Consider the following 20,625-nt stretch of genomic DNA (forward strand, 5'->3'; position numbering starts at 1 on the left):
ATTGAAGAGATTTCCAACGACTTGAATCAGGCGGCCCAGAGTATCGATGCGGTGAGCAAGCAATCGGACATCATCGGCTCCATCGTGCAGACCATCCGCAGCATTGCCGAGCAGACCAATATGCTCGCGCTTAACGCAGCCATTGAAGCGGCGCGGGCGGGTGAGCATGGGCGTGGTTTTGCGGTGGTGGCCGATGAAGTGCGCAGCCTTGCCGCACGCACCAGTCAGGCGACAGTGGAGATTGTGGATGTAGTGCGCAAGAACCACGACCTGTCGCTGAGTGCGGTGTCGAGCATGCAGTCGAGCCTGAGCCGTACGGGGCTGGGTGTGGAATTGGCGAATGAAGCGGGGCAGGTGATCCTGGAGATTCAGGAAGGCTCGCGGCATGTGGTGGATGCGATCAGCCAGTTCAACTCAACGTTGCAACTGCAGTAAGGCTGGGGGCTCAAGATCGTTCCCACGCTCCGCGTGGGAATGCCTCACTGGACGCTCCGCGTCCGCTCTTGGGACGCGGAGCGTCCTTGGCTGCGGAGCGTGGGAACGATCATCACGATCATCAGCGGTGTCGGTCAGATCGCGGCCAGGGTTTCTTTAACCGCCTGCGCCGGATCAGTGGCCTTCGCCGCTACCTGCTGATCTTGCTGCTGCTTCACGCGTTCAGCCACTTGCTTGGCAATCGCGTCCTGTTTTTCCTGCGGCATTGCTTGCACTTGCGCCTCGGTCAAACCCTGTTCCTTGAGCAACTGCTCGCGGATGCGTTCGGCGGGGGATTTGTTCATGTAGTCGGTGAAGTCGGCGCGTGCGGTGCTGGTGCTCGAACCGGCTGCCGGCACATCCGTCGATGCGGTAGGGGCGGCGGTGGTGGCTTGCAGCTGCACTCGGGTCTTGGCGAAGGCTTCGTCGATGCGGTCGTTGGCTTTGTCCAGGTCCTTCTGCGCGGCCGGCACGGTCACACTTTGCTGCGCCGCTTGCAGGGCACCACTGTAAAGCGTGCTGGCGGCAGCGTTGGCCGGGTCCATGTCGGGACGCTTGAGCTGTTGCACGGTCGATACGGCTTGGGCGTTGTTATTAACCAGCATGATCGGTCACCTGTGGAAATGTTCGGTGCGACAGCTGGAGCAAATAGCATGCCGAGTGCACCACCCCCGGTTTTGTTGGGGATGGCGCGGGCGTCGCGGCAATCATTGTCCCGCAGGCGGCCAACTGTTGCCGTCAGTGCGCAATATTCTCCAACGCCAAATTGCGCGTGCGCGGCCCGAACCAACTGATGGTGATCATCACAATCAACATGCTGCTGGCAATAAACGCCAGCACGCCCGGCGTGCCCAGGTGCTCCAGGATAAAACCGATCAACAAGCTGCTGAACACTGTGGACAAGCGGCTGAACGAATAGCAGAACCCCACCGCCCGTGCGCGGATATTGGTCGGGAACAACTCGCTCTGGTACGAGTGATAACTGAAGCTCAGCCAGGCGTTGCAGAAGGTGATCATCACCCCGCAGATCACCAGCCCCACCGCCGTGGTTTGCAGGGCGAACAGGCTGCCGAAGATCATTGCGCCCATGGCTGAGCCGACAATCTGCCATTTGTTTTCAAAGCGATTGGCCACTTTTACAAACAGCAACGGCCCCAGCGGGTAGGCGAGGGTGATGATAAAGGCGTACATCAGGCTGTGGGTCACGCTCACGCCCTGGCCCGACAGCAACGCCGGCAACCAATTGCCGAAGCCGAAAAAGCCGATGGCCTGGAACACGTGAAACACAATCAGCATCAGTGCGCGACGCCGGTACGGCGGTTGCCAGATATCGGCAAAGCGGCCGCTGCCTTGCACGCCGACGGCCTGCGGTTCAGGTTCATCCAGCGGTTTGCCGTGATCCTTTTGGCAGCGCGCCTCCAGGTTGTCCATGATCTGCCCGGCTTCATCAAAGCGACCTTTTTGCGCCAGCCAGCGCGGTGATTCCGGCAGGCGCTTGCGCAGTTGCCAGATAAACAGCGCAAACACTGCACTGCTGAGCACCACCCAGCGCCAGCCGGACACCCCGAATGGCGCCTGGGGCACCAGCCACCACGACATCAATGCTACCGCCGGCACCGACAGAAACTGGATGAAAAACGCAAAGGCGAACGCTGAACTGCGCATGCGCTTGGGCACCAGTTCCGACAGGTAGGCGTCGATGGTTACCAGCTCGATCCCCAGGCCAATGCCCACCAGAAAACGCATGCCGATAATGCCCAGCGCCGAGGTTTGAATGCCCATCAACACCGTGGCGACCGTGTACCAGATCAACGCAAAGGTAAAGATCGCCCGGCGCCCGAAACGGTCGGCGATAGGGCTGAGCAGGCTGGCACCGAGGAACAGGCCCAGGAAGGTCGCCGAGGCGAACGCGGCCTGGTCCGAGAAGCCAAACACGCCCTCGCTGCCGGTGTGGAATATCCCATCGCTGATCAAACCGGGGCTGATATAGGCGGTCTGGAACAGGTCATACAGCTCAAAAAAACCACCGATCGACAGCAGCGCCACCAGGCGCCAGACGGTGGCGACGGCGGGCAGGCGGTCAATGCGCGCGCTGATGTGGGCAGCACGGATCGGGTCGATGCCGTCGGCGGTGGAGAGTGCAGGCATGGGCAGAACTCAATAAGTAATCGGGATTTCAAATGCTTGGAATGCATCATCGACCGGATGGTAACCCAACACCCGCGTGGTTTCGCTCAGGTCCAGGCGCTTGAAACGGTTATTGGAAATGCCATGGGCGATCAGGTGCTTCACGCCCTCGGCCTCCACCGAGCGTTGCAGCAATTGCACCGCGTCCCGTGGGCTGAGCCAGGCGCTGAGGTCGCGGGCGTTGTTGAGGTCGTGGGTTTCGGGGAACTCAAAGGCGCCGATGCGCAGGGCAATGGTCGACAGTGGCGTCTTGGCTGCGTAGTAGCCGCACAACGCCTCGCCGTAGCATTTGCTCACGCCATACAGGTTGGCGGGCATTACCTGCATGCCGGGCGTGATCTGCCGGTCTACCGGGTAGCCTTCGATGGTTTGTGCGCTGCTGGCGAATACCAAACGCTTCACGCCGGCGGCCACGGCGGCTTCGAACAGGTAAGTCGTAGCAAGGATATTGTTCGGTAGCAACTCGTCGAACGAAGCGCTGGCGTGGGGGATGCCCGACAGGTGCACGACCACGTCGATGCCATCAAGCAGCGCAGCCAGGCTGGCTTTGTCGCTGAGGTCGGCGTGGACGAATCGGTGCTCGCCCAGGTCGAACGCCGGCGCGATGCGGTCCGTGAGGGTGAAGCGGTAGCGGTCTTTCGAGGCTTCGAAAAATGTCTTGCCGATTCTGCCGCAGGCGCCGGTAAGCAGTACGTTGAGTCCTTTCACAGTGAGTCCTTGTTTTAGTGATGGCCGTCGAGGGCGAAGGTCTTGAAGCCCTGGCGTTGGCTCAGGCGTTGGTAATACGCCGCAATGGCAGGGTAGGGCGGGCGCTGCATGGGCGTGTTCTGCCAACGGTGCACCGAGAGGCCGATCAGGATATCGGCGAGGGTGAATTCATCTCCGGCCACATAGGCGCCGGTTTTGGCCAGCTGTTGTTCCAGCAGGCCCATCTTGTCATTCCACACCTGCACGGCGGCGGCAATCTGCGCCGCGTCGAGGTTGTCGGGGTTATTGCGCACCAGCGCGGTGAAGGCATCGCCCCAGGCGCGGTTGAGTTCCACGGCTTGCCAGTCCACCCATTGCTCGACCCGCGCACGTGGCGCGGGTTCGGCGGGTAGCAGGTCGGTGCGTTGGTAGAGGCCGATCAGGTAGCGGCAGATGGTATTGGACTCCCACAACACGCCGTGGTCGTCGATCAGCACCGGCACCTGGGCGTTGGGGTTCAGGGCCAGGAATTCGGCTGACTGGGTGGGCTTGAAGCCGATGCCCCAGTCTTCACGTACGTAGTCGATGCCCAGTTCCTGGCAGGTCCAGAGCACTTTGCGCACGTTGATGGAGGACGTGCGGCCGAGGATTTTCAGTGAGTGTCCCATGGTGCTTCCCTGACGATGGCGAGCGGTCAATCTAGCAGGGGCAGGACTTTACGGCGATATCTTAAGTGGGCACGGACAACATGTGGGAGCTGGCTTGCCTGCGATAGCGGTGTGTCAGGCAATGATGTGCCGACAGGTCTACCGCCATCGCAGGCAAGCCAGCTCACACAGGGTTAACCGAGTTAGGCTTTAGGTGCGTGGTGTTTGCTGGTCCATGGCTTTGCCGACCATCAAGACTGATAACTCGCTCAGTTGATGAATGGCGAGTGCCACGTCGCGGTGTTTGCCGGTGAGGTCATTGGACAGGTCGAGCAACAAGGTGCTGACGGAGCACACGGTTTCGTAGCTGTTGATCAGTAGGGATTCGATGGGTATGTCGGGTGTGAGAGTGAAGAGCGTAGTTGGGGGATTGACGCTTTGCATGGTTGAAGTACCTGGTTTGTGCCACACCCGCATCGCTACTAAACAAGTTGGGTGGCAGCTGTGCGCAGGTTAGTAGACCGGTAATCCCACACAAACCCGGCGCGCCCGAAGGCGCCCTACGCACAGCCGCCATAATTGGCTTGTGCATATTGTGTTGGGAAGTTCGGGCTACTAAACCCGATCACCGAGAAATTCAGTGACCGATCAACCTTAGAGACCACCCCCCAAGCGCACAAGCCGGCGGATTCTGACGTAAGCGTAGGCAACCGGGCAAGGCGCTTACGGCAATGTCAGCCGCGTCCTACAGCCTTCCTACATCTCAAGCGAGCACGGTAAAAAAATGTGGGAGCTGGCTTGCCTGCGATAGCGGTGTGTCAGGCAACGATGTGCCGACAGGTCTACCGCCATCGCAGGCAAGCCAGCTCCCACAGTTTGATTGTGTTTGGGCTTTGAAAGTTACGTGCTTTCGCGCACCTGCAACTCAAACCCCATGTCCACCACCGGCTTGGCAATCTTGTTGCCTGCCATGATCGTCAACAAATGCTCCGCCGAGCGCCGCCCGATCGCTTCCCGTGGCGTGCTGATGCTGCTCAAACGCGGCACCATAAAAGACGATGCCGGCAAGTCGTTGAAGCCCAGCACCGCCACGCGCTCCGGGACGTTGATGCCGTGTCGCATGGCCTCCAGCAGTGCACCCTGGGCCAGGTCGTCGTTACCGAAGAAAATCGCATCCACGTCCGGATGCGCCGCCAGCAGCTGCAAAAACAACTCACCACCCAAGCCCACGGAGGAGGGGCGTGGCGTCAGCAGTTCCAGCGCCGGGTCGTACATACCCGCCTGCTGCAGGGCACGGCGGAACCCTTCACCGCGCAGCAATGTGCGCTGGTCCAACTGCGCGCCGATATACGCCAGGCGCTTGCGCCCACGGGAGAGCAAATGCGCTGCGGCTGTTTCGCCTGCGCTCAATTGCGAAAACCCCACGCAATTCACGCCCGCGTTCGGGTCCAGATCCATCATGTACACACAGGGCACATTGCTGGCCTCGACCATCCGTCGTGCGCTTTCGGTGCGATCAAACCCGGTCAGCAGCAAACCGCGTGGCTGGTAGGCCATGTAGTTGCGCAGCAGGTTTTCTTCTTCATCACGCGAATAGTGCGAGTTGCCGATCAGTACTTCAAAGCCCTTGGGCCGCAGCACTGCGTGGATGGCTTCGAGGGTTTCGATAAACAACAGGTTGGACAGCGACGGCACGATGACCACCACCGAATGGCTTTGCGCCGAGGCCAGGGCGCGAGCGGCGGGGTTGACGACGTAGTTGAGTTCGGCAGCGGCCCGTTGCACTTTTTCCACCAGCTCGGTAGCAACCGTGCTGACGCCACGCAGTGCGCGGGAGGCGGTAATGGGGCTGACACCCGCCAGGCGGGCCACTTCATTGAGGGTCGGGCGACCGGTGGTGCGCAATTTTTTATCGTTCTTGGAGGTCATCAGGCTGTTGCCAAACAAAAATCGAGGCACTAAGGTAGCGCTGTCTCCAAATGGCTGCAAATTATTGAACGTTGGGTTGCCTGATCCTGTTCAAACAGTTGGAGAGGATGCACGCGTCACTCCATAAAAATGACAAGTCGGCGCGGGAAAAGCCTGTTTTTGCACTAGCCTTACAGCGTGCAAAGGTAGCGCTATCTGCGTCCTGAGGTGTTTCATGAGTCAACCTGTTACCGCCCTGGTCATCATGGGTGTTTCCGGCTGTGGCAAGTCCAGCGTCAGCGAAGCCCTGTGCCGCCTGAACGGCGCCACCGCCATTGAAGGCGACAGCTTTCACCCTGCCGCCAATATCGAAAAGATGAGCGCCGGCCACCCCCTCAACGACGACGACCGCGCCGGCTGGCTCGATATCCTCTGCGATGAACTGCGCCGCTCGCTCAAAGCGGGCGAGCATCCGGTGCTCACCTGCTCAGCCCTCAAAAAGAAATACCGTGACCACCTGCGCGAAGCCGCGCCGGGCCTGGGGTTTGTGTTCCTGGAGCTGACCCGCGCCGTGGCCGCTGACCGCGTGTCCCACCGCCCCGGCCATTTCATGCCGGCAAGCCTGATCGATAGCCAGTTCGCCACCCTCGAATCGCCCGTGGGCGAGCCGCTGACCCTGGCGCTCAATGCCAGCGAAGACAGCGTTGAGGACTTGGCCAAGCAAACCAATGCCTGGTGGCTGCAACACGGCTTTGAACCTACTCATTAATTTTTTGCCGGAAAAGGTAGCGCTACCCCCGGCGAAAGATTCAATACCCGCTTTAATAACAACAACAAACAGGAGAGACCCCCCATGTTTGGCATGTCCCACGAGTCCTACCTGCTGCTAGACGCAGTGGTCACAATCATCGGGTTGATCGTTCTGATCACCCAATTCAAGGTGCACCCGTTCATTGCACTGATCATCGCGGCCGGCTTTCTCGGCCTGACCTCGGGCATGCCTGTGGACAAGATCATCAAGGCATTCCAGGACGGTTTTGGCGGTGTGCTTGGTTTTGTCGGCATTATCCTCGCGCTGGGCACCATGCTCGGCAAGATGATGGCTGAGTCCGGCGGCGCCGATCAGATCGCACAGACACTGATCCGTGCCTTCGGCAAAGACAAAGTCCAGTGGGCGATGATGTTCGCTGCGTTCCTGGTGGGCATCCCGCTGTTCTTCGAGATCGGTTTTGTACTGCTGATCCCGCTGGTATTTATCGTCGCGCGCCGCACCGGCGTGTCGCTGATCAAGATCGGCATCCCGCTGCTCGCCGGCCTGTCGGCGGTACACGGCCTGGTGCCACCGCACCCTGGCCCGCTGCTGGCCATTGGCGTGTTTGGCGCAGACATCGGCAAGACCATCCTGTACGGCCTGATCGTCGCACTGCCGACCGCCATTATTGCCGGGCCGATTTTCGGCACGTTTATCGCCAAGTACATTCCGGGCAACCCGTCCCAGGAACTGGTCGACCAACTGGCCCGCGAGCCAGAGTCAAAAAGCCTGCCGAGCTTCAGCATCACCCTGATCACCGTGCTGCTGCCGGTGTTCCTGATGCTGCTCAAAACCTTCGCCGACGTCGCGCTGCCGGACGGCCATGCCATCCGCAACTGGATGGACATGATCGGTCACCCGATCACTGCGCTGCTGCTGGCGTTGCTGCTGTCGCTGTACACCTTTGGCCATCGCCAGGGCATTCACTCCAAGCAAATCCTCAAGCTGCTCGACGCCAGCCTCGCGCCGACCGCTGCGATCATCCTGATCATCGGCGCCGGTGGTGGTTTCAAGCAGATGCTGGTGACCAGCGGCGTGGGCGACGTGATCGGCCACATGGCGGTGAACGCGCAGATCAACCCGATTTTGCTGGCGTGGCTGGTGGCGGCGGTGATTCGTGTGGCCACAGGCTCCGCGACGGTCGCGACCATTACCGGCGCAGGCATTGTGGTGCCGGTGGTCGGGATGATTCCAGGCGTTAACCGTGAGCTGCTGGTGTTGGCGACGGGGGCGGGGTCGTTGGTGTTGTCTCACGTCAACGATGCGGGGTTCTGGCTGGTGAAGCAGTACTTCAATATGACCGTGGTCGAGACGTTCAAGACCTGGACGGCGATGGAGACCATTCTGTCGGTGGTGGCGCTGATCTTTATCATGTTGCTGTCGTTGGTGGTGTAACAGGCGCACCACAAAACCTATGTGGTAACCCAATCAAATGTGGGAGCTGGCTTGCCTGCGATGGCGGTGTTGGATTTACCATCGCCATCGCAGGCAAGCCAGCTCCCACATTGATTCGGTTTCTTCAGGTCGTTCAGGATCAGGCTTTATCCGCCCGGAACATCCCGCGAATCCCGCGTACCGCCTGGCGAATCCGGTCCTGGTTCTCGATCAGCGCAAAGCGCACATGATCATCCCCGTACTCACCAAAGCCGATACCCGGCGACACGCACACCTTCGCCTCCAGCAGCAGTTTCTTGGCAAATTCCAGCGAACCCATGGCGGCATACTGCTCGGGGATTTTTGCCCAGACGTACATCGACGCCTTCGGATTCTCGACCATCCAACCCAGCTCATGCAGGCCTTTGACCAGCACGTTACGGCGCTGGCGATACTGCTCGGCAATGTCCTTCACGCACTGCTGATCACCTTCCAGCGCCGCAATCGCGGCCACTTGCAGCGGGGTGAAGGTGCCGTAGTCGTGGTAGCTCTTGATCCGCGCCAGGGCGTTGACCAGTTCCGGGTTACCGACCATAAAGCCGATGCGCCAGCCGGCCATGTTGTAACTCTTGGACAGGGTGAAAAACTCCACCGCAATGTCCTTGGCGCCCGGCACTTGCATGATCGACGGCGCTTTCCAGCCGTCGTAGACGATGTCGGCGTAGGCCAGGTCGTGGACAACAAGCACGTCGTACTGCTTGGCCAGGGCGATCACACGTTCAAAGAAGTCCAGTTCCACGCACTGCGCGGTGGGGTTGGACGGGAAGCCCAGAATCATCATTTTCGGCTTGGGGATCGAGCCACGAATCGCCCGTTCCAGCTCGGCGAAGAAGTCCACGCCCGGCACCAGCGGCACCGAACGCACCTGGGCGCCGGCAATCACGGCACCGTAGATGTGAATCGGGTAGCTGGGGTTGGGCACCAGCACGGTGTCGCCCTGGTCGAGGGTGGCCAGCATCAAATGCGCCAGGCCTTCCTTGGAACCGATGGTCACGATGGCTTCGGTTTCCGGGTCGATATCCACTTCGTAGCGGTCTTTATACCAGCGCGAAATCGCCCGGCGCAGCCGCGGAATGCCTTTGGAAGTGGAGTAGCCGTGGGTATCTTCACGCTGGGCGACGGTGACCATTTTTTCCACGATGTGGGGAGGCGTGGCGCCGTCAGGGTTACCCATGCTCAAGTCGATGATGTCTTCGCCGCGCCGACGCGCAGCCATCTTCAGCTCGGCAGTGATATTAAAAACGTAAGGGGGGAGTCGATCTATGCGCGCAAAGCGGCGCGGCGAACCTTGGTCTGCCATTGTTGCCTCGAGGTACGTAAGCGCCCGGAACCGTCCGAGCGACGTCGGCCACTGCGGTGGCCTGCGGGGCAGACAATACGGTCGATGATGGCCAGTTGTCCAGATGTGTAGGAAAAATTTCTACTTGGAGTGAAGCCTGGATATGCCCCTATACTCGATGCGGGTTTGTTCCCTCATAAGAAGGAGACTGTTCGTATGGATCAGCAGACAAAACAACCGTTAGAGCCACGCATGGAAGCCGGTAAAGCCTTGGTAATCGCCGGGGTACAAGGGCGTTATTCAAAGGCCACAGTGGGTGATATCCCAAAGCTGTGGGAATTGTTCGACACTTGCATCAAAGACATTAAAAAGCGCGTCGGTGGCGTGACCTATGGTGTGTGCCATAACCCCCACCATGGCGAGTTCGACTACATGGCCGGGGTTGAAGTCCCGACTAAAAGCGACGTGCCGAGCAACTTCGAGTTCATCGAAATTGCGCCGCTCAACTATGCCGTGTTCCCACATTACGGGCCGGTGCAGGCACTTGAGCAAACCTACGAACGCATCATGTTCGAGTGGTTGCCGCACTCGGGCTACAAGGTGATGGGCGCGGATTTCGAACGCTACAGCGCCGATTTCGACGCGCGCAAGGGTACGGGGACGGTGGAGATCTGGCTGCCGGTTGGCGAAAAGGGCTGACGGCGGTGCTGTCAGCGCCGGCAAGCCGGCGCCGACAGACGTATCAATACAGCGTGTTTTTGACCCGCTCCGGCATCTCTCGGTCATAGGCCTCGGCATCAAACTGCCCAGCATTGAGCCGCTTGTGAAACGCTCCGGCCGACGGCAGTGCCGAGCGGTCCAAGTGCTTCTCGGGGTTCCAGCAATCCGAGCGCACAAAGGCTTTGGAGCAGTGGAAATACGCGGCCTCCACCTGCACCAGAATCACCGAACGCGCCGGTTTGCCATTCACCGCAAAACTCTCCAGCAGCTCGGGCTCGATGGAAATCTGTGCGCGGCCGTTCACGCGCAACGTTTCGCCAACCCCCGGGATGATGAACAGTAAGGCAATGCGTGGGTCTTGCAGCAGATTGCGCAGGGTGTCGAGCCGGTTATTGCCCGGCCGGTCCGGGATCGCCAAGGTGCGCTCATCCACAATCCGCACAAACCCCGGCACATCACCACGTGGCGAGCCATCAATGCCGTCCGGCCCGGATGAACTCACCACCACCAGGGGCGACGCCCGCACCATGGCCTGGTAGTCCTCGTTGAGAAACGCGATCTCCTTGCGCACCGCCCGCTCGTGGGGGAGGCCGTAGAGGGTTTCGAGTTGTTCGAGGGTTGTCAGCATGTTCACCACCTTGTCCTTGGATGAGTACAGAAGCGTTCAGCCACCGAAGCTCTGCTGGTAGCTCTGGGCGGATTGTCGAATGGCTTTTGCAACGTCAGGCGCTAACCGACAGTATTCGTCTTCGCGCTTGAGCACGACCTCAAGGGTTTGAAGCAGCGCCTGAATACGCGCCTGAGGTTCTGCAATTTCGCAGGTTCTTGCAAACTCAAGGATGCCCAAGCGTGAGGCAAACATTGATTTGTTGCCGGACAGATCCAGCGCAAGTGTGTCTTCAGGTATATAGGCGGTGGTATTCACGATGTCGTAAGCCGGGGCCAGGCGCGCGTCAAATTTAATCGGGTCACTGTAGAGCACACCGAAGTTTTTCAGGTGAGCATCGCCATTTCCCACGATGCAACTCAAAGCCACGCTATCGAACAATTGGTCCAACGAGCTGCGTTGGTTTTCTGGTGAGCAAAACGCGCGTACAGCCTTGGCGATGGCGGCATAGCTCTTGGTGTATTTCTGTTCGGCAGACAGGCCCATCAGTGTGGTCATGTCTTCGAAACCCAGCGGGTTGAGCTGCGCGTCGCGATCAAAGCGCCGCATGATGAATAGCTTATGGTTCTGCGACAGATAAAACGGCGGCACGGGCAGGCCTGCATCCCGCGCAATGGACATGCACAGGTATTCATTGATGGCCAAGCCCGGAAACTCATCGCGCCCGCTTTTGATAATCAGGTCGTTGGTTTTTGAGGTGAATTTTTGCTCGGGAGTTTGAGGTTTTTCTGGCACCAGCACTTTGGGCTGCACGCCAGAAATGCCCGCTCGCAGAATGTAACGGTCCACCAAGTCGGCGAACAGGTCTTCTGCTCCATCCCACGCGAGAATTTCTGCCAGGTTCTCTCCGTTTGCGGGCGGACCGTTGCGTTGGATCAATTCGTTTATCTGATCGGAAATCACGAAAACCCGGCCAATCGGTGCACTGCTACCTGATAAGGCCAGTAACAGCATCGGGTCCACTTTTACCGTTTTAGCCAGACGGTTACGCAATTGCTCCAGTACGTAGCCTTCGGGCAAATTCATTTGAAAGATTGGATGCAATTCGCGGCGGCGATATTCTTCTGCACGCACGGGCATGGTAAGGCTGATGGCGCTTTGGGCCTGTGCCTTAGCGTCGTAGCGAAACAGGTAATCATCAGCGCCCACCAAGACGCTGCCGCTGTCGCCCTGAGGCGTATGAACGCTAAGAGCGGGGCTATTCATTGAACAAGTCCTCTAACTCTTCAAGTGTCGGCAGAGTCACTGGCACTAATTTGACCTCACTGCCCAGGGCGGCAATCACGCGAGCATAGGCATTCATGGAAACAGAGAGGCTGCCCTTCTCGATTTCGATCAGTTTTTGCCGGGTAACGCCCGCAAGTTTCGCCAGGTCCGCTTGTGTATAGCCACGGTTGAGGCGCATGGAGCGAACTTGTTGGCCTAAGCGTTGGGTGATAATAGAAGTGTCCATGTCACGTATTCATTACTTTTGATTATTTAAGTCATATATACGTTACATTTTTAAGCTGTCAATGCCATCCCGACCAAACACCCAACTCAACCTGCGCTCATACCCAACCCGCCCCTTATACGCCTCCCCGCTGTCCACCCACCCAGCCGCCAGATACAACCCCATCGCCGCCACATTGTCGGTGTCCACCGACAACTCCAGCGCCCTGATCTGCGGCCACGCCTGCAGGGCCGCCGCCGGCAATGCCTGCAAACACGCTTTGCCAAACCCGCGCCCTTGCTGGTGCCGGTCCACCTGTAACGCGTGCAGCGTGGCGCTGTGTTCATCGGCCCAATGGGGCAGGCAGGGTGGGCGTTTGAGCAGCAGGAAGGCCACGGGCGTTTCGTCGGCCAGTAGCGCAAAGCCTTTGATTGCGCCGGGCTTGGGGTTGACCAGCAGGCTGTTGAGCGCGCAGTAGATATCGCCGGAATACGCCAGTTGCTCGGGGTGCACTTGCAGGGTGTCGAGGTGCTGTTTTTGCACAAGGCTCAGCGTCTCATAGGCGACGAGGCGGGTTTCCATCGGGGGCGCATCCGAAATCCTACAAAGAGGCGTGGATTCTAGCGGGTTTGGCGTAGGCGAAATTATTTTTCAGTGGCGTGTCGATTTCATTCAAGGCCATTCGACAAGGGGTGTCCTTTGTGATTTTCCAACCCCCAGGAGTATCGCCATGAGCACTGCAATCACCACCCTGATCGAGCAATGGAAACAAGCCGTACTTGATCGTGATATCGACAAAATTGTCAGCTATTACGCCGACGATATCGTCTCGTTCGACGCCGTCACTGCGCTGCAATTCAAGGGCAAGGCCGCCTACCGCGCCCATTGGGATGAATGCATGAAGCATTGCCCTGGGCCGGGCATTTTCGAATTTCATGAGCTGCATATCGTTGAGGCGCCCGACAGCGCGTTTGCCCACTGGCTGGCCCACTGCGGCGGCGCCGGGCCGGATGGCGTGGTGAAGGCGTGCTGGATGCGCGTGACTGCCGGCTACCAGCGCATCAACGGGCAGTGGAAGGTGGTGCATGAGCACTGGTCGGCGCCCTTCGACATGGAAAGCGGCACGGCATTGTTCGACCTGAAACCTTGACCGCCACGAACTATAGTCAGTAGTCCGAAAACGGAGACCGCCATGAAATACCTCTGCCTGATCTACAGCAACGAAGAGGTGTTGCACACCTCGCCCGACAGCCCGGCGGACCCGGAGTGTTTTGCCTACGCCGAGGCCATCCAGGCCAGCGGCCGAATGCTCGCCGCCGAGCCGTTGGAGTCGGTGAGCACCGCCACCACCGTGCGCATGCGCAATGGCAAGCTGTCGATCACCGACGGGCCGTTTGCCGAAACCAAGGAACAGCTCGCCGGGTTTTACCTGATCGAGGCCAAAGACCTGAACGAAGCGATCCAGGTGGCGGGCGGCATACCGGCAGCCCGGGTCGGCAGTGTGGAAGTGCGCCCCGTGCGTGAATTGAATCTCTGAACACAACAACCACAAGATTTTAAGGAGGTTTACCCCATGAATACCCAACCTGCTGAATTTGAACTGTCCATCAGCCGTTTGATCGACGCACCGCCAAGCAAGGTATTTCGCGCCTGGACCACGCCCGAGCTGTTACAGCAATGGTGGGGGCCACACGGCATGACCACGCCGGAGTGCGAAATGAACCTGTGGGTCGGTGGTCTGTTTCGTACCTTGATGCGCGCGCCGGATGGCGCCGAATACCCGACCTCCGGCGTATTCCTGGAAATCAAGGCGCCGAACCGGCTGGTGTTTACCGATGCCTTTGCGCCGGGCTGGGTACCGTCGGGCAAGCCGTTCATGACCGCCGAAGTGATCTTCGAAGAGGTCGACGGCAAGACCCAGTACACCGCCCGCGCCATGCATTGGAGCGAAGCTGACAAGCAGGCCCACGAAGCCATGGGTTTCCATGACGGCTGGGGCCAGAGCCTCGACCGCCTGGTGGCTTTGGTGACCCAGGGCATGCCCGATTGACCCCCCAGGTCGAGGCGATTTACCGCAGCGAATCACGCCGCGTACTGGCGACGCTGATTCGCCTGCTGGGTGATTTCGACTTGGCTGAAGAGGCGCTGCACGAGGCGTTTTTTATTGCGCTGCAGCGCTGGCCGCAAGACGGCGTTCCGGATAACCCACGGGCCTGGCTGGTCTCCACCGGCCGCTTCAAAGCCATCGACCGCCTGCGCCGACAGGCACGTTTTACCCCGTTACTGCAGGAGCAGGCCGACGCGCTGGAAGCGGCTGACTGGAGTGAGGAAGACGTGGAAGACGACCGCCTGCGCCTGATCTTCACCTGCTGCCACCCGGCGTTGGCACCCGACGCCCAGGCGGCGTTGACCTTGCGTGAGATCTGCGACCTCACCACCGAAGAAATCGCCCGCGCCTTTCTGGCCACGCCCACCACCATCGCCCAGCGCATCGTGCGCGCCAAGGGCAAGATCCGCGAAGCAAAAATCCCCTACCAGGTGCCTACCCTGGACGCGTTGCCCGAGCGTCTGGACAGCGTGCTGCGCGTGGTTTACCTGGTGTTCAACGAAGGCTATTCGGCGTCCATGGGCGCCGACCTCACCCGCGAAGACCTGACCCGCGAAGCCATTCGTTTGGGGCGTTTGCTGCTGGAGTTGCTGCCAGAGCCGGAGGTCATGGGCTTGCTGGCGCTGATGCTGCTGCATGAGTCGCGCCGAGCAACGCGCACCTCGGCCGACGGTGAGTTGGTGTTATTGCATGAACAGAACCGCGCAGTGTGGGACGCCTCCTTGATTGCTGAAGGCTGCGCACTGGTGGAGCAGGCGTTGAACACACGGCGTTTTGGCCCGTATTGCCTGCAGGCGGCGATCGCGGCGGTGCATGCCGAAGCGCCCCAGGCAGAGGACACGGACTGGCTGCAGATTGTCGGGCTTTACGATGTGTTGTTGCGCGAAGTGCCGTCGCCGGTGATCGAGCTGAACCGCGCTGTGGCGGTGGCGATGGGGCAGGGGCCATTGGCGGGGTTGCAGTTGGTGGAGGGCATCTTGCAGCGTGGGGAGTTGCGCGATTATCACCTGGCGCATTCGGCGCGCGGGGAGTTTTGTCGGCAGTTGGGGCGGGTGGAAGAGGCTCGGGAAGCCTATGAAAAAGCGCTCTCACTCACCCAGCAAACCCCAGAAAAACGCTTCCTCGAACGCCGCCTCGCCGAACTCAAACTTCCCTTACAATGAAAATCAAAACTGTGGGAGCTCAGTGTCTGGCCAGGATCACTCCAGCATCTTGCCCAGCAACCAACTCCCCGCCGGCCCCGGTGGGTGGTGCCTTGACCAGAGCGCATCCACCGCCACCGAGCGCGGCCAACTGCGCGCCTTGAGTTCGACCAAGTGGTCGCCACCAAAACGCTCCACCAACCAACGCGGAATCGGTGCCCAGCCAAACCCCAGCTGTGCCATCTCCATCAACATCAAGTAACTGGGCGCTGACCAAACCCGCCCGCTGGGGCGGGTTTCAGTCGGGTTGATGATGCTGGCCAGGCGCAATTCGCGGTGTTGCTGCAAGGTCTGCGCCGGGATGTTCTTCAGCTTGGCCAGCGGGTGCGTGGGCGCCGCGAACAGGGCAATTTCGGTACGTTCTTCGACCGGCGCGCCGGTCAGGTCGGGCGGGTAAGTGTCTTGTTTTTCGATAAACGCAATCTGCGCCCGGCCGCTTTGCACCAGTGCGATCAGGTCTTCGCATTCGGCGATCAGGCATTCCAGCTCAAGGTCCGGGTGGCGCTGTTCAAAGGCCTTGAGGGCGATTTCAAAGCGGTCGGACTGGTAAGTATCGGACATGGCGATGGTCAGCTTGGGTTCCAAACCCTGTGACAACTGGCTCGCTGCCAACTCCAGGCGGCTGCTGGCCTCCAGCACCTGCTCGGCGCGTTGCAATAACACATGGCCGGCTGGCGTAAGCGTCGGCTTGCGGCTGCTGCGATCAAACAGCACCACATCCAGATCAATCTCCAGGCTCGCCACCGCCGCGCTGACGGTGGACTGGCTTTTACCCAGCTTGCGCGCCGCCGCCGAAAACGAGCCTTGGGTAGCCGCCTGCACAAACGCCTGCAGCACTTCATTGGAGGCCATGACTATCGCCTTTATCGATGGTTATTAGTTATGAAGTATCGAGTCAAAGGGTAATCATGGCAACCATCGTCACTCAAGGAGCCGGGTCATGAACCCTACCAAGTCGATTACTGAACGTGTTTGCCAGGCCATTGGTTTTGAAGGGCTGGCCTTATTGATCTGTACGCCGCTGCTGGTCTGGATCACCGGCCGGCCGGCCCTGGAAATGGGCGCGGTGACCCTGGGCATCAGCCTGTTGGCACTGAGCTGGAACGTCATTTTCAACAGCCTGTTCGACCGTCTCAAAGCCCGCCTGCAACTGACCAGCGGCGGCTGGACCCGCGTGGTGCATGCGCTGTTGTTCGAAGGCGGCCTGATCATCCTGGCGGTGCCATTGATTGCCGCGTTGATGAAGATCAGCCTGCTGGAAGCCTTCATCCTCGACATCGGCGTGCTGTTGTTCTTCCTGCCGTACACCTACGTGTACCACTGGGGTTATGACGTGCTGCGGGAAAAAATCGTACAGTCCCGTGTACCTAGCCAAGCTTGAGCGAAGCGACAAACTCCAGAAATGCCCGCACCTTGGCGGCGGGCAAGTGCCGCGACGGGTAATAGGCGTACAACGGGAAACGCTCGTCCGGCCAGTCGGGGAACAGCTCCACCAGGCTGCCGGCCTGGATCGCCGAGTCCAGGCCGAGGTCGAGCATCTGCGCCACGGCATGCCCGTGTTCACACACGCTGTATAAGGTGCTGGCGTCGTTGACCACCAAGCGGCCGCTGGTGCGCACAATCACTTGCTCGCCGGGCCGGTGGAATTCCCAGGCAAACGGGCGACCGGTTTGCGAGTCGCGAAAATCCAGGCACATGTGCCCGGTTTCCAGGTCTTGCGGGATCGCTGGTCGGCCGTATTGTTCAAGGTAAGTGGGAGAGGCCACGGTGAGCACGCGCACTTCCATCAGTTTGCGGGCGATCAGCGAGGAGGACTGTGGGATGCCGAAGCGAATGGCCAAGTCAAAGCCGTCGGCCACCAGGTCGCCGAGTTGGTCACGGGTGTGCAGGTCGAGTTGCAGTTGCGGGTATTGGCGAATGAAGTCGCCGAGTACAGGGCCAAGTACCAGCCGCGAAAAATACGGGTCGATGTTCACCCGCAAACGCCCGCGCACGGTGAGGGCGCTGTCGGCCGCCGAATGGGCGGCCTCCTCCAGCCCGGCCAACAGCGGGGCGATTTGCTGGTAGAAACGTCGCCCTTCGTCGGTCAATTGCACCGAGCGGGTGGTGCGGTCGAACAGGCGAATGCCGAGGCGTTTTTCCAGGCGGGAAATCGCCCGGCTGACCCCCGAAGGCGTCATCTCCAGGCTGTTGGCGGCGCGGGCAAAGCTGCCGCTGTCGACTACGGCGGCCAATACGCCCATGCCGCCGGCCAAGCCTGGATCAAAACTCATCGGTGATTGCCCGTCAGTGATCTGAAGGCATTGATGCTAGCGCAGAATGCTTACAGAAACATGCCGCCCGACGCTTCGATACGCTGCCCGGTGATCCAGTTGCTGCCATCGGCCAGCAGGCTCGAAATTGCACCGCCAATATCGTCCGGCAAACCGGCACGGCCCAGGGCGGTGTTGTCGGCCACCATCGCATTCACCTGTGGGTTATCGCGCACTGCGCCGCCGCTGAAGTCGGTGGCAATCGCGCCGGGTGCCAGGGTGTTGACGGTGATGCCACGCGGGCCGAGTTCTTTGGCCTGATAACGCGACAGCACTTCCACGGCGCCTTTCATCGACGCATAGGCGGCGTAGCCCGGCAGGCTGAACCGCGCCAGGCCGCTGGAGATGTTGATGATGCGCCCGCCATCGCTGATCAGCGGCAGCAGTTTTTGGGTGAGGAAAAACGGCGCCTTGAAGTGAATGGCCACCAGTTTGTCGAACTGCTCTTCGGTGGTTTCGGCAAAGCTTGCGTGAGCGCCGATGCCCGCGTTGTTGATCAGGAAATTAAAATGTTGCTGGGCGAAAACGTCTTTGAGCACCGTAGCGATTTGCCCGACAAAAGCATCGAAGCTGCCGCTCTGGCTGACGTCCAGTTGCAGCATGGCGGCGCGGCCGCCCAGTGCTTCAACCTGTGCCACCACCGCTTGGGCCTCAGTGGCGGCGCTGTGGTAGGTGCCGATGATATCCACGCCTTGTGCGGCAAGGTGCAAAGCGGCGCTTTTGCCAAGGCCACGGCTGGCGCCGGTGATGAGTGCGATTTTACGAGTCATGCGGTAGTCCTCATGGGTGATCAGTGGGACTGAGTGTATTTGTCCGCCTATAACGTGATAAACAGGCTGATATCGGAATCACTGGCCGGATAAGGCGAACAATCCCATGAACAAACTTGAGCTGTTGCGCACCTTCGTGCGCGTCACCGAGCTGTCGAGTTTTACCCAGGCCGGCGAGAGCCTGGGCCTGCCACGCTCCACTGTGTCCGAGCATGTGCAGGCGCTGGAAGCATTGCTGGGTGCGCGTCTGTTGCAGCGCACCACGCGCACTGTGCAAGCCACCCAGGACGGCCGCGTGTTGTATGAGCGCAGCAAGGATTTGCTCGCGCACATGGAAGAGCTCGAAGGCCTGTTTCGCCAGGACGAAGCGCAATTGGCCGGGCGCATTCGGGTGGATATGCCCAACGCCATGGCGCGCGGCCTGGTGATGCCGCAGCTGCCGTCGTTCATGGCGCGCCACCCGTTGGTGGAGATGGAAATCAGCAGTTCGGATCGCCAGGTCGACGTGATTGCTGAAGGCTTTGATTGCGTGGTGCGCGTGGGCGCGCAGCCCGATCAAAGCGTGGTTGCGCGCAAGGTGTGCAGCATGCCGATGGTCAACTGCGTAAGCCCCGCCTACCTGCAACGTTATGGCGTGCCCGAAACCATTGCCGATCTGGCGCAGCATCAACTGGTGCATTACGTGCGCCCGCTCGGTGCGCGCTCGGCCGGGTTTGAATACCTGCTGGGTAACAAGGTGCAGCGCGTGGCCATGGCCGGGCGCGTGACCGTCAGCAGCACCGATGCCTACCAGGCGGCGTGTCTTGGCGGCTTGGGGATTATCCAGGTGCCGCTGCTCGGCATTCGCGATTTATTGGCCAGTGGCGAGTTGGTTTCGGTGTTGCCGGACTACCTCGCACCGCCGCTGGACGTCTCCATGCTCTACGCCGGCCAGCGGCATTTGCCGTTGCGGGTGCGGGTGTTCATGGAGTGGCTGGCGGCTACCTTGCAGGCGCGTATTTAACGCCGCGCCGACAACTGTTGCGGTGCCAGGAAGGCGTCGTGGAAGTAATCGCGGAACGCTTGCATCGCCGGGGTAAACGCGCGCTCGCGGTGCCAGGCCAGGCCGACGCTCATGGGCGTGACGGGGTCGGTGACGGTCAGGGTTTCGATGCGCTTGCCTTCCAGCGACCACGGCCGGTGCACCAGGTCTGACAGGATCGCCACGCCGCTGCCATTGGCGACCATGCTGCGCACTGCCTCCACCGAACTGGTGCGCAGCCGCACGTTGGGCGTTTGCCCGGCCTGTTCCCAGTAGCGCATGGCACTGTGCTCGGCTTCGTCGACGGTCAGCAGGATGTAAGGCTCTTGCGCCACATCCGCCAGGCTCACGGCACCGCGCTCGCACAACGGGTGATGGCTGGGCAGCCACAGGCGGCGTTCGGAGTTGAACAGGATTTCCGAGACGATATCCGCGTGAGTCAGGTTGGCGGTGAGCACCACGGCCATGTCGAACTGGCCGTCGAGCAGGCCGTGTTCAATAGCCTGGCGCTCCTGCTCGAAGACGTCGATGGTCACGTCCGGGTGCCAGTGTTGCATGCGTTGCAAGTGATGCGGCAGGAAGTAACCCAACACTGTGTAGCTGGCTGCTACCCGCAATACGCCGCTGGCGCGGTAGTCGGGCAGTGGGCTGTTGAGGGCGTCGTCCACGCTGCGCACGATCACATAGGCGCGGTTGAGAAAATGCCGCCCGGCGTCCGTGAGGTTCATGCCCTGGGCCGAGCGCACGAACAACTGCACGCCGAGCATCGCCTCCAGTTCCTTGATCGCGGTGGTCACCGCCGACTGGGAGATGTTCAGGTGAATGGCGGCCTGGGAAATCTGGCCGATTTCGGCGGTGGCGACGAAGTAGCGCACTTGGCGCAAGGTCAGGGACATGGCTTTCTCCGATCGTTCCCACGCTCTGCGTGGTAACGCCTCTTGTGACGCTTTGGGACGCGGAGCGTCCT

24 protein-coding genes and 1 pseudogene are annotated in these 20,625 nt (G+C 60.3%); 10 read left to right on the forward strand and 15 right to left on the reverse strand.

Features of this window, described 5'->3' with window-relative positions:
* Nucleotides 1-15: 15 nt before the first annotated feature.
* Nucleotides 16-435 (forward strand): annotated as a pseudogene (locus AB4P96_RS08530) (methyl-accepting chemotaxis protein); the annotation flags it as partial.
* Nucleotides 436-569: 134 nt separating this feature from the next.
* On the opposite strand, the gene AB4P96_RS08535 reads toward AB4P96_RS08530, so the two are convergent.
* The 6 genes from AB4P96_RS08535 to AB4P96_RS08560 all read right to left on the reverse strand — a co-directional run bounded on the left by AB4P96_RS08535 (nucleotide 570) and on the right by AB4P96_RS08560 (nucleotide 5,927).
* Nucleotides 570-1,079 (reverse strand): hypothetical protein, encoded by a 510-nt coding sequence (locus AB4P96_RS08535; RefSeq protein ID WP_017139210.1) that lies wholly within the window; start codon nucleotides 1,077-1,079, stop codon nucleotides 570-572.
* A gap of 133 nt (nucleotides 1,080-1,212) precedes the next feature.
* Nucleotides 1,213-2,622 (reverse strand): MFS transporter, encoded by a 1,410-nt coding sequence (locus AB4P96_RS08540; RefSeq protein ID WP_017139211.1) that lies wholly within the window; start codon nucleotides 2,620-2,622, stop codon nucleotides 1,213-1,215.
* Nucleotides 2,623-2,631: 9 nt separating this feature from the next.
* On the reverse strand, nucleotides 2,632-3,369 hold the full coding sequence (locus AB4P96_RS08545) for an NAD(P)-dependent oxidoreductase (protein ID WP_017139212.1): 738 nt from the start codon (nucleotides 3,367-3,369) through the stop codon (nucleotides 2,632-2,634).
* 14 nt (nucleotides 3,370-3,383) lie between these two features.
* Nucleotides 3,384-4,016, reverse strand: a complete 633-nt coding sequence (locus AB4P96_RS08550; protein WP_017139213.1) for a glutathione S-transferase family protein — start codon at nucleotides 4,014-4,016, stop codon at nucleotides 3,384-3,386.
* A 189-nt stretch (nucleotides 4,017-4,205) separates the two neighbouring features.
* Nucleotides 4,206-4,439 (reverse strand): DUF6124 family protein, encoded by a 234-nt coding sequence (locus AB4P96_RS08555; RefSeq protein ID WP_017139214.1) that lies wholly within the window; start codon nucleotides 4,437-4,439, stop codon nucleotides 4,206-4,208.
* A gap of 456 nt (nucleotides 4,440-4,895) precedes the next feature.
* Nucleotides 4,896-5,927 (reverse strand): LacI family DNA-binding transcriptional regulator, encoded by a 1,032-nt coding sequence (locus AB4P96_RS08560; RefSeq protein ID WP_026013854.1) that lies wholly within the window; start codon nucleotides 5,925-5,927, stop codon nucleotides 4,896-4,898.
* Nucleotides 5,928-6,138: 211 nt separating this feature from the next.
* Here AB4P96_RS08560 and AB4P96_RS08565 point away from each other — a divergent pair, with 211 nt between their 5' ends.
* Together AB4P96_RS08565 and AB4P96_RS08570 are read left to right on the forward strand one after the other, a co-directional pair.
* Complete coding sequence (locus AB4P96_RS08565; protein WP_169985094.1) at nucleotides 6,139-6,672, forward strand: gluconokinase; 534 nt, start codon at nucleotides 6,139-6,141, stop codon at nucleotides 6,670-6,672.
* Between the two features lie 84 nt (nucleotides 6,673-6,756).
* Nucleotides 6,757-8,109, forward strand: a complete 1,353-nt coding sequence (locus AB4P96_RS08570; RefSeq protein ID WP_056859617.1) for a GntP family permease — start codon at nucleotides 6,757-6,759, stop codon at nucleotides 8,107-8,109.
* Nucleotides 8,110-8,248: 139 nt separating this feature from the next.
* On the opposite strand, the gene alaC is transcribed toward AB4P96_RS08570, so the two are convergent.
* Nucleotides 8,249-9,448 carry an alanine transaminase gene (gene alaC, locus AB4P96_RS08575; RefSeq protein WP_017135427.1) on the reverse strand — a complete coding sequence of 400 codons (1,200 nt, stop codon included), beginning with the start codon at nucleotides 9,446-9,448 and terminating at the stop codon, nucleotides 8,249-8,251.
* A 195-nt stretch (nucleotides 9,449-9,643) separates the two neighbouring features.
* Here alaC and AB4P96_RS08580 point away from each other — a divergent pair, with 195 nt between their 5' ends.
* Nucleotides 9,644-10,126, forward strand: coding sequence for a GyrI-like domain-containing protein (locus tag AB4P96_RS08580; protein ID WP_017135428.1), 483 nt, complete (start codon nucleotides 9,644-9,646; stop codon nucleotides 10,124-10,126).
* A 43-nt stretch (nucleotides 10,127-10,169) separates the two neighbouring features.
* Here AB4P96_RS08580 and AB4P96_RS08585 read toward each other — a convergent pair whose 3' ends face one another.
* From AB4P96_RS08585 to AB4P96_RS08600, 4 genes are read right to left on the reverse strand one after another with little or no spacing between them, the layout of a single operon-like run.
* Complete coding sequence (locus AB4P96_RS08585; protein ID WP_017135429.1) at nucleotides 10,170-10,775, reverse strand: pyridoxamine 5'-phosphate oxidase family protein; 606 nt, start codon at nucleotides 10,773-10,775, stop codon at nucleotides 10,170-10,172.
* A 36-nt stretch (nucleotides 10,776-10,811) separates the two neighbouring features.
* Nucleotides 10,812-12,020, reverse strand: a complete 1,209-nt coding sequence (locus AB4P96_RS08590; RefSeq protein WP_026013559.1) for a type II toxin-antitoxin system HipA family toxin — start codon at nucleotides 12,018-12,020, stop codon at nucleotides 10,812-10,814.
* The gene (locus AB4P96_RS08595; RefSeq protein WP_017135431.1) at nucleotides 12,013-12,267 is read right to left on the reverse strand and encodes a helix-turn-helix domain-containing protein; all 255 of its coding nucleotides are present in this window, start codon (nucleotides 12,265-12,267) and stop codon (nucleotides 12,013-12,015) included. The genes AB4P96_RS08590 and AB4P96_RS08595 overlap by 8 nt, the downstream gene beginning before the upstream one ends.
* 42 nt (nucleotides 12,268-12,309) lie before the next feature.
* Nucleotides 12,310-12,828 (reverse strand): GNAT family N-acetyltransferase, encoded by a 519-nt coding sequence (locus AB4P96_RS08600; protein ID WP_395600674.1) that lies wholly within the window; start codon nucleotides 12,826-12,828, stop codon nucleotides 12,310-12,312.
* A gap of 148 nt (nucleotides 12,829-12,976) precedes the next feature.
* Here AB4P96_RS08600 and AB4P96_RS08605 point away from each other — a divergent pair, with 148 nt between their 5' ends.
* From AB4P96_RS08605 to AB4P96_RS08620, 4 genes are read left to right on the forward strand one after another with little or no spacing between them, the layout of a single operon-like run.
* A complete protein-coding gene (locus AB4P96_RS08605; protein WP_099550465.1) occupies nucleotides 12,977-13,396 on the forward strand; it encodes a nuclear transport factor 2 family protein in 420 nt (139 codons plus the stop codon).
* A gap of 42 nt (nucleotides 13,397-13,438) precedes the next feature.
* Nucleotides 13,439-13,783, forward strand: coding sequence for a YciI family protein (locus AB4P96_RS08610; RefSeq protein WP_017135434.1), 345 nt, complete (start codon nucleotides 13,439-13,441; stop codon nucleotides 13,781-13,783).
* 36 nt (nucleotides 13,784-13,819) lie between these two features.
* On the forward strand, nucleotides 13,820-14,296 hold the full coding sequence (locus AB4P96_RS08615; protein WP_395600675.1) for an SRPBCC family protein: 477 nt from the start codon (nucleotides 13,820-13,822) through the stop codon (nucleotides 14,294-14,296).
* Entirely contained in the window at nucleotides 14,293-15,516 is a 1,224-nt protein-coding gene (locus AB4P96_RS08620) for an RNA polymerase sigma factor (protein WP_395600676.1), read from the forward strand. The genes AB4P96_RS08615 and AB4P96_RS08620 overlap by 4 nt, the downstream gene beginning before the upstream one ends.
* A 36-nt stretch (nucleotides 15,517-15,552) precedes the next feature.
* Here AB4P96_RS08620 and AB4P96_RS08625 read toward each other — a convergent pair whose 3' ends face one another.
* Nucleotides 15,553-16,407, reverse strand: a complete 855-nt coding sequence (locus tag AB4P96_RS08625) for a LysR family transcriptional regulator (protein WP_099550467.1) — start codon at nucleotides 16,405-16,407, stop codon at nucleotides 15,553-15,555.
* An 88-nt stretch (nucleotides 16,408-16,495) separates the two neighbouring features.
* Here AB4P96_RS08625 and AB4P96_RS08630 point away from each other — a divergent pair, with 88 nt between their 5' ends.
* Nucleotides 16,496-16,936: a multidrug/biocide efflux PACE transporter gene (locus AB4P96_RS08630; protein WP_017137890.1), complete on the forward strand. Its 441-nt coding sequence runs from the start codon at nucleotides 16,496-16,498 to the stop codon at nucleotides 16,934-16,936.
* On the opposite strand, the gene AB4P96_RS08635 is transcribed toward AB4P96_RS08630, so the two are convergent.
* Together AB4P96_RS08635 and AB4P96_RS08640 are read right to left on the reverse strand one after the other, a co-directional pair.
* On the reverse strand, nucleotides 16,923-17,828 hold the full coding sequence (locus AB4P96_RS08635; protein ID WP_395600677.1) for a LysR family transcriptional regulator: 906 nt from the start codon (nucleotides 17,826-17,828) through the stop codon (nucleotides 16,923-16,925). The genes AB4P96_RS08630 and AB4P96_RS08635 overlap by 14 nt on opposite strands.
* Nucleotides 17,829-17,878: 50 nt before the next feature.
* Nucleotides 17,879-18,637 carry an SDR family NAD(P)-dependent oxidoreductase gene (locus AB4P96_RS08640; protein WP_170039784.1) on the reverse strand — a complete coding sequence of 253 codons (759 nt, stop codon included), beginning with the start codon at nucleotides 18,635-18,637 and terminating at the stop codon, nucleotides 17,879-17,881.
* 106 nt (nucleotides 18,638-18,743) lie between these two features.
* Here AB4P96_RS08640 and AB4P96_RS08645 point away from each other — a divergent pair, with 106 nt between their 5' ends.
* Nucleotides 18,744-19,640: a LysR family transcriptional regulator gene (locus AB4P96_RS08645; RefSeq protein ID WP_017137887.1), complete on the forward strand. Its 897-nt coding sequence runs from the start codon at nucleotides 18,744-18,746 to the stop codon at nucleotides 19,638-19,640.
* Here AB4P96_RS08645 and AB4P96_RS08650 read toward each other — a convergent pair.
* The gene (locus tag AB4P96_RS08650; RefSeq protein ID WP_017137886.1) at nucleotides 19,637-20,554 is read right to left on the reverse strand and encodes a LysR family transcriptional regulator; all 918 of its coding nucleotides are present in this window, start codon (nucleotides 20,552-20,554) and stop codon (nucleotides 19,637-19,639) included. The genes AB4P96_RS08645 and AB4P96_RS08650 overlap by 4 nt on opposite strands.
* Nucleotides 20,555-20,625: the final 71 nt, after the last annotated feature.

Origin of the sequence: Pseudomonas sp. B19125, from assembly GCF_044218855.1 — a bacterium.
Classification (GTDB): Bacteria; Pseudomonadota; Gammaproteobacteria; order Pseudomonadales; family Pseudomonadaceae; genus Aquipseudomonas; species Aquipseudomonas edaphica.

Excerpts from the sequence above, each read along its gene's own strand:
- AB4P96_RS08535 (WP_017139210.1), bottom strand. The coding sequence starts at position 1,079 with ATGCTGGTTAATAACAACGCCCAAGCCGTATCGACCGTGCAACAGCTC.
- AB4P96_RS08540 (WP_017139211.1), bottom strand. The coding sequence starts at position 2,622 with ATGCCTGCACTCTCCACCGCCGACGGCATCGACCCGATCCGTGCTGCC.
- AB4P96_RS08550 (WP_017139213.1), bottom strand. The coding sequence starts at position 4,016 with ATGGGACACTCACTGAAAATCCTCGGCCGCACGTCCTCCATCAACGTG.
- AB4P96_RS08555 (WP_017139214.1), bottom strand. The coding sequence starts at position 4,439 with ATGCAAAGCGTCAATCCCCCAACTACGCTCTTCACTCTCACACCCGAC.
- AB4P96_RS08565 (WP_169985094.1), top strand. The coding sequence starts at position 6,139 with ATGAGTCAACCTGTTACCGCCCTGGTCATCATGGGTGTTTCCGGCTGT.
- AB4P96_RS08570 (WP_056859617.1), top strand. The coding sequence starts at position 6,757 with ATGTTTGGCATGTCCCACGAGTCCTACCTGCTGCTAGACGCAGTGGTC.
- alaC (WP_017135427.1), bottom strand. The coding sequence starts at position 9,448 with ATGGCAGACCAAGGTTCGCCGCGCCGCTTTGCGCGCATAGATCGACTC.
- AB4P96_RS08580 (WP_017135428.1), top strand. The coding sequence starts at position 9,644 with ATGGATCAGCAGACAAAACAACCGTTAGAGCCACGCATGGAAGCCGGT.
- AB4P96_RS08585 (WP_017135429.1), bottom strand. The coding sequence starts at position 10,775 with ATGCTGACAACCCTCGAACAACTCGAAACCCTCTACGGCCTCCCCCAC.
- AB4P96_RS08590 (WP_026013559.1), bottom strand. The coding sequence starts at position 12,020 with ATGAATAGCCCCGCTCTTAGCGTTCATACGCCTCAGGGCGACAGCGGC.
- AB4P96_RS08595 (WP_017135431.1), bottom strand. The coding sequence starts at position 12,267 with ATGGACACTTCTATTATCACCCAACGCTTAGGCCAACAAGTTCGCTCC.
- AB4P96_RS08600 (WP_395600674.1), bottom strand. The coding sequence starts at position 12,828 with ATGGAAACCCGCCTCGTCGCCTATGAGACGCTGAGCCTTGTGCAAAAA.
- AB4P96_RS08605 (WP_099550465.1), top strand. The coding sequence starts at position 12,977 with ATGAGCACTGCAATCACCACCCTGATCGAGCAATGGAAACAAGCCGTA.
- AB4P96_RS08610 (WP_017135434.1), top strand. The coding sequence starts at position 13,439 with ATGAAATACCTCTGCCTGATCTACAGCAACGAAGAGGTGTTGCACACC.
- AB4P96_RS08615 (WP_395600675.1), top strand. The coding sequence starts at position 13,820 with ATGAATACCCAACCTGCTGAATTTGAACTGTCCATCAGCCGTTTGATC.
- AB4P96_RS08625 (WP_099550467.1), bottom strand. The coding sequence starts at position 16,407 with ATGGCCTCCAATGAAGTGCTGCAGGCGTTTGTGCAGGCGGCTACCCAA.
- AB4P96_RS08630 (WP_017137890.1), top strand. The coding sequence starts at position 16,496 with ATGAACCCTACCAAGTCGATTACTGAACGTGTTTGCCAGGCCATTGGT.
- AB4P96_RS08635 (WP_395600677.1), bottom strand. The coding sequence starts at position 17,828 with ATGAGTTTTGATCCAGGCTTGGCCGGCGGCATGGGCGTATTGGCCGCC.
- AB4P96_RS08640 (WP_170039784.1), bottom strand. The coding sequence starts at position 18,637 with ATGACTCGTAAAATCGCACTCATCACCGGCGCCAGCCGTGGCCTTGGC.
- AB4P96_RS08645 (WP_017137887.1), top strand. The coding sequence starts at position 18,744 with ATGAACAAACTTGAGCTGTTGCGCACCTTCGTGCGCGTCACCGAGCTG.
- AB4P96_RS08650 (WP_017137886.1), bottom strand. The coding sequence starts at position 20,554 with ATGTCCCTGACCTTGCGCCAAGTGCGCTACTTCGTCGCCACCGCCGAA.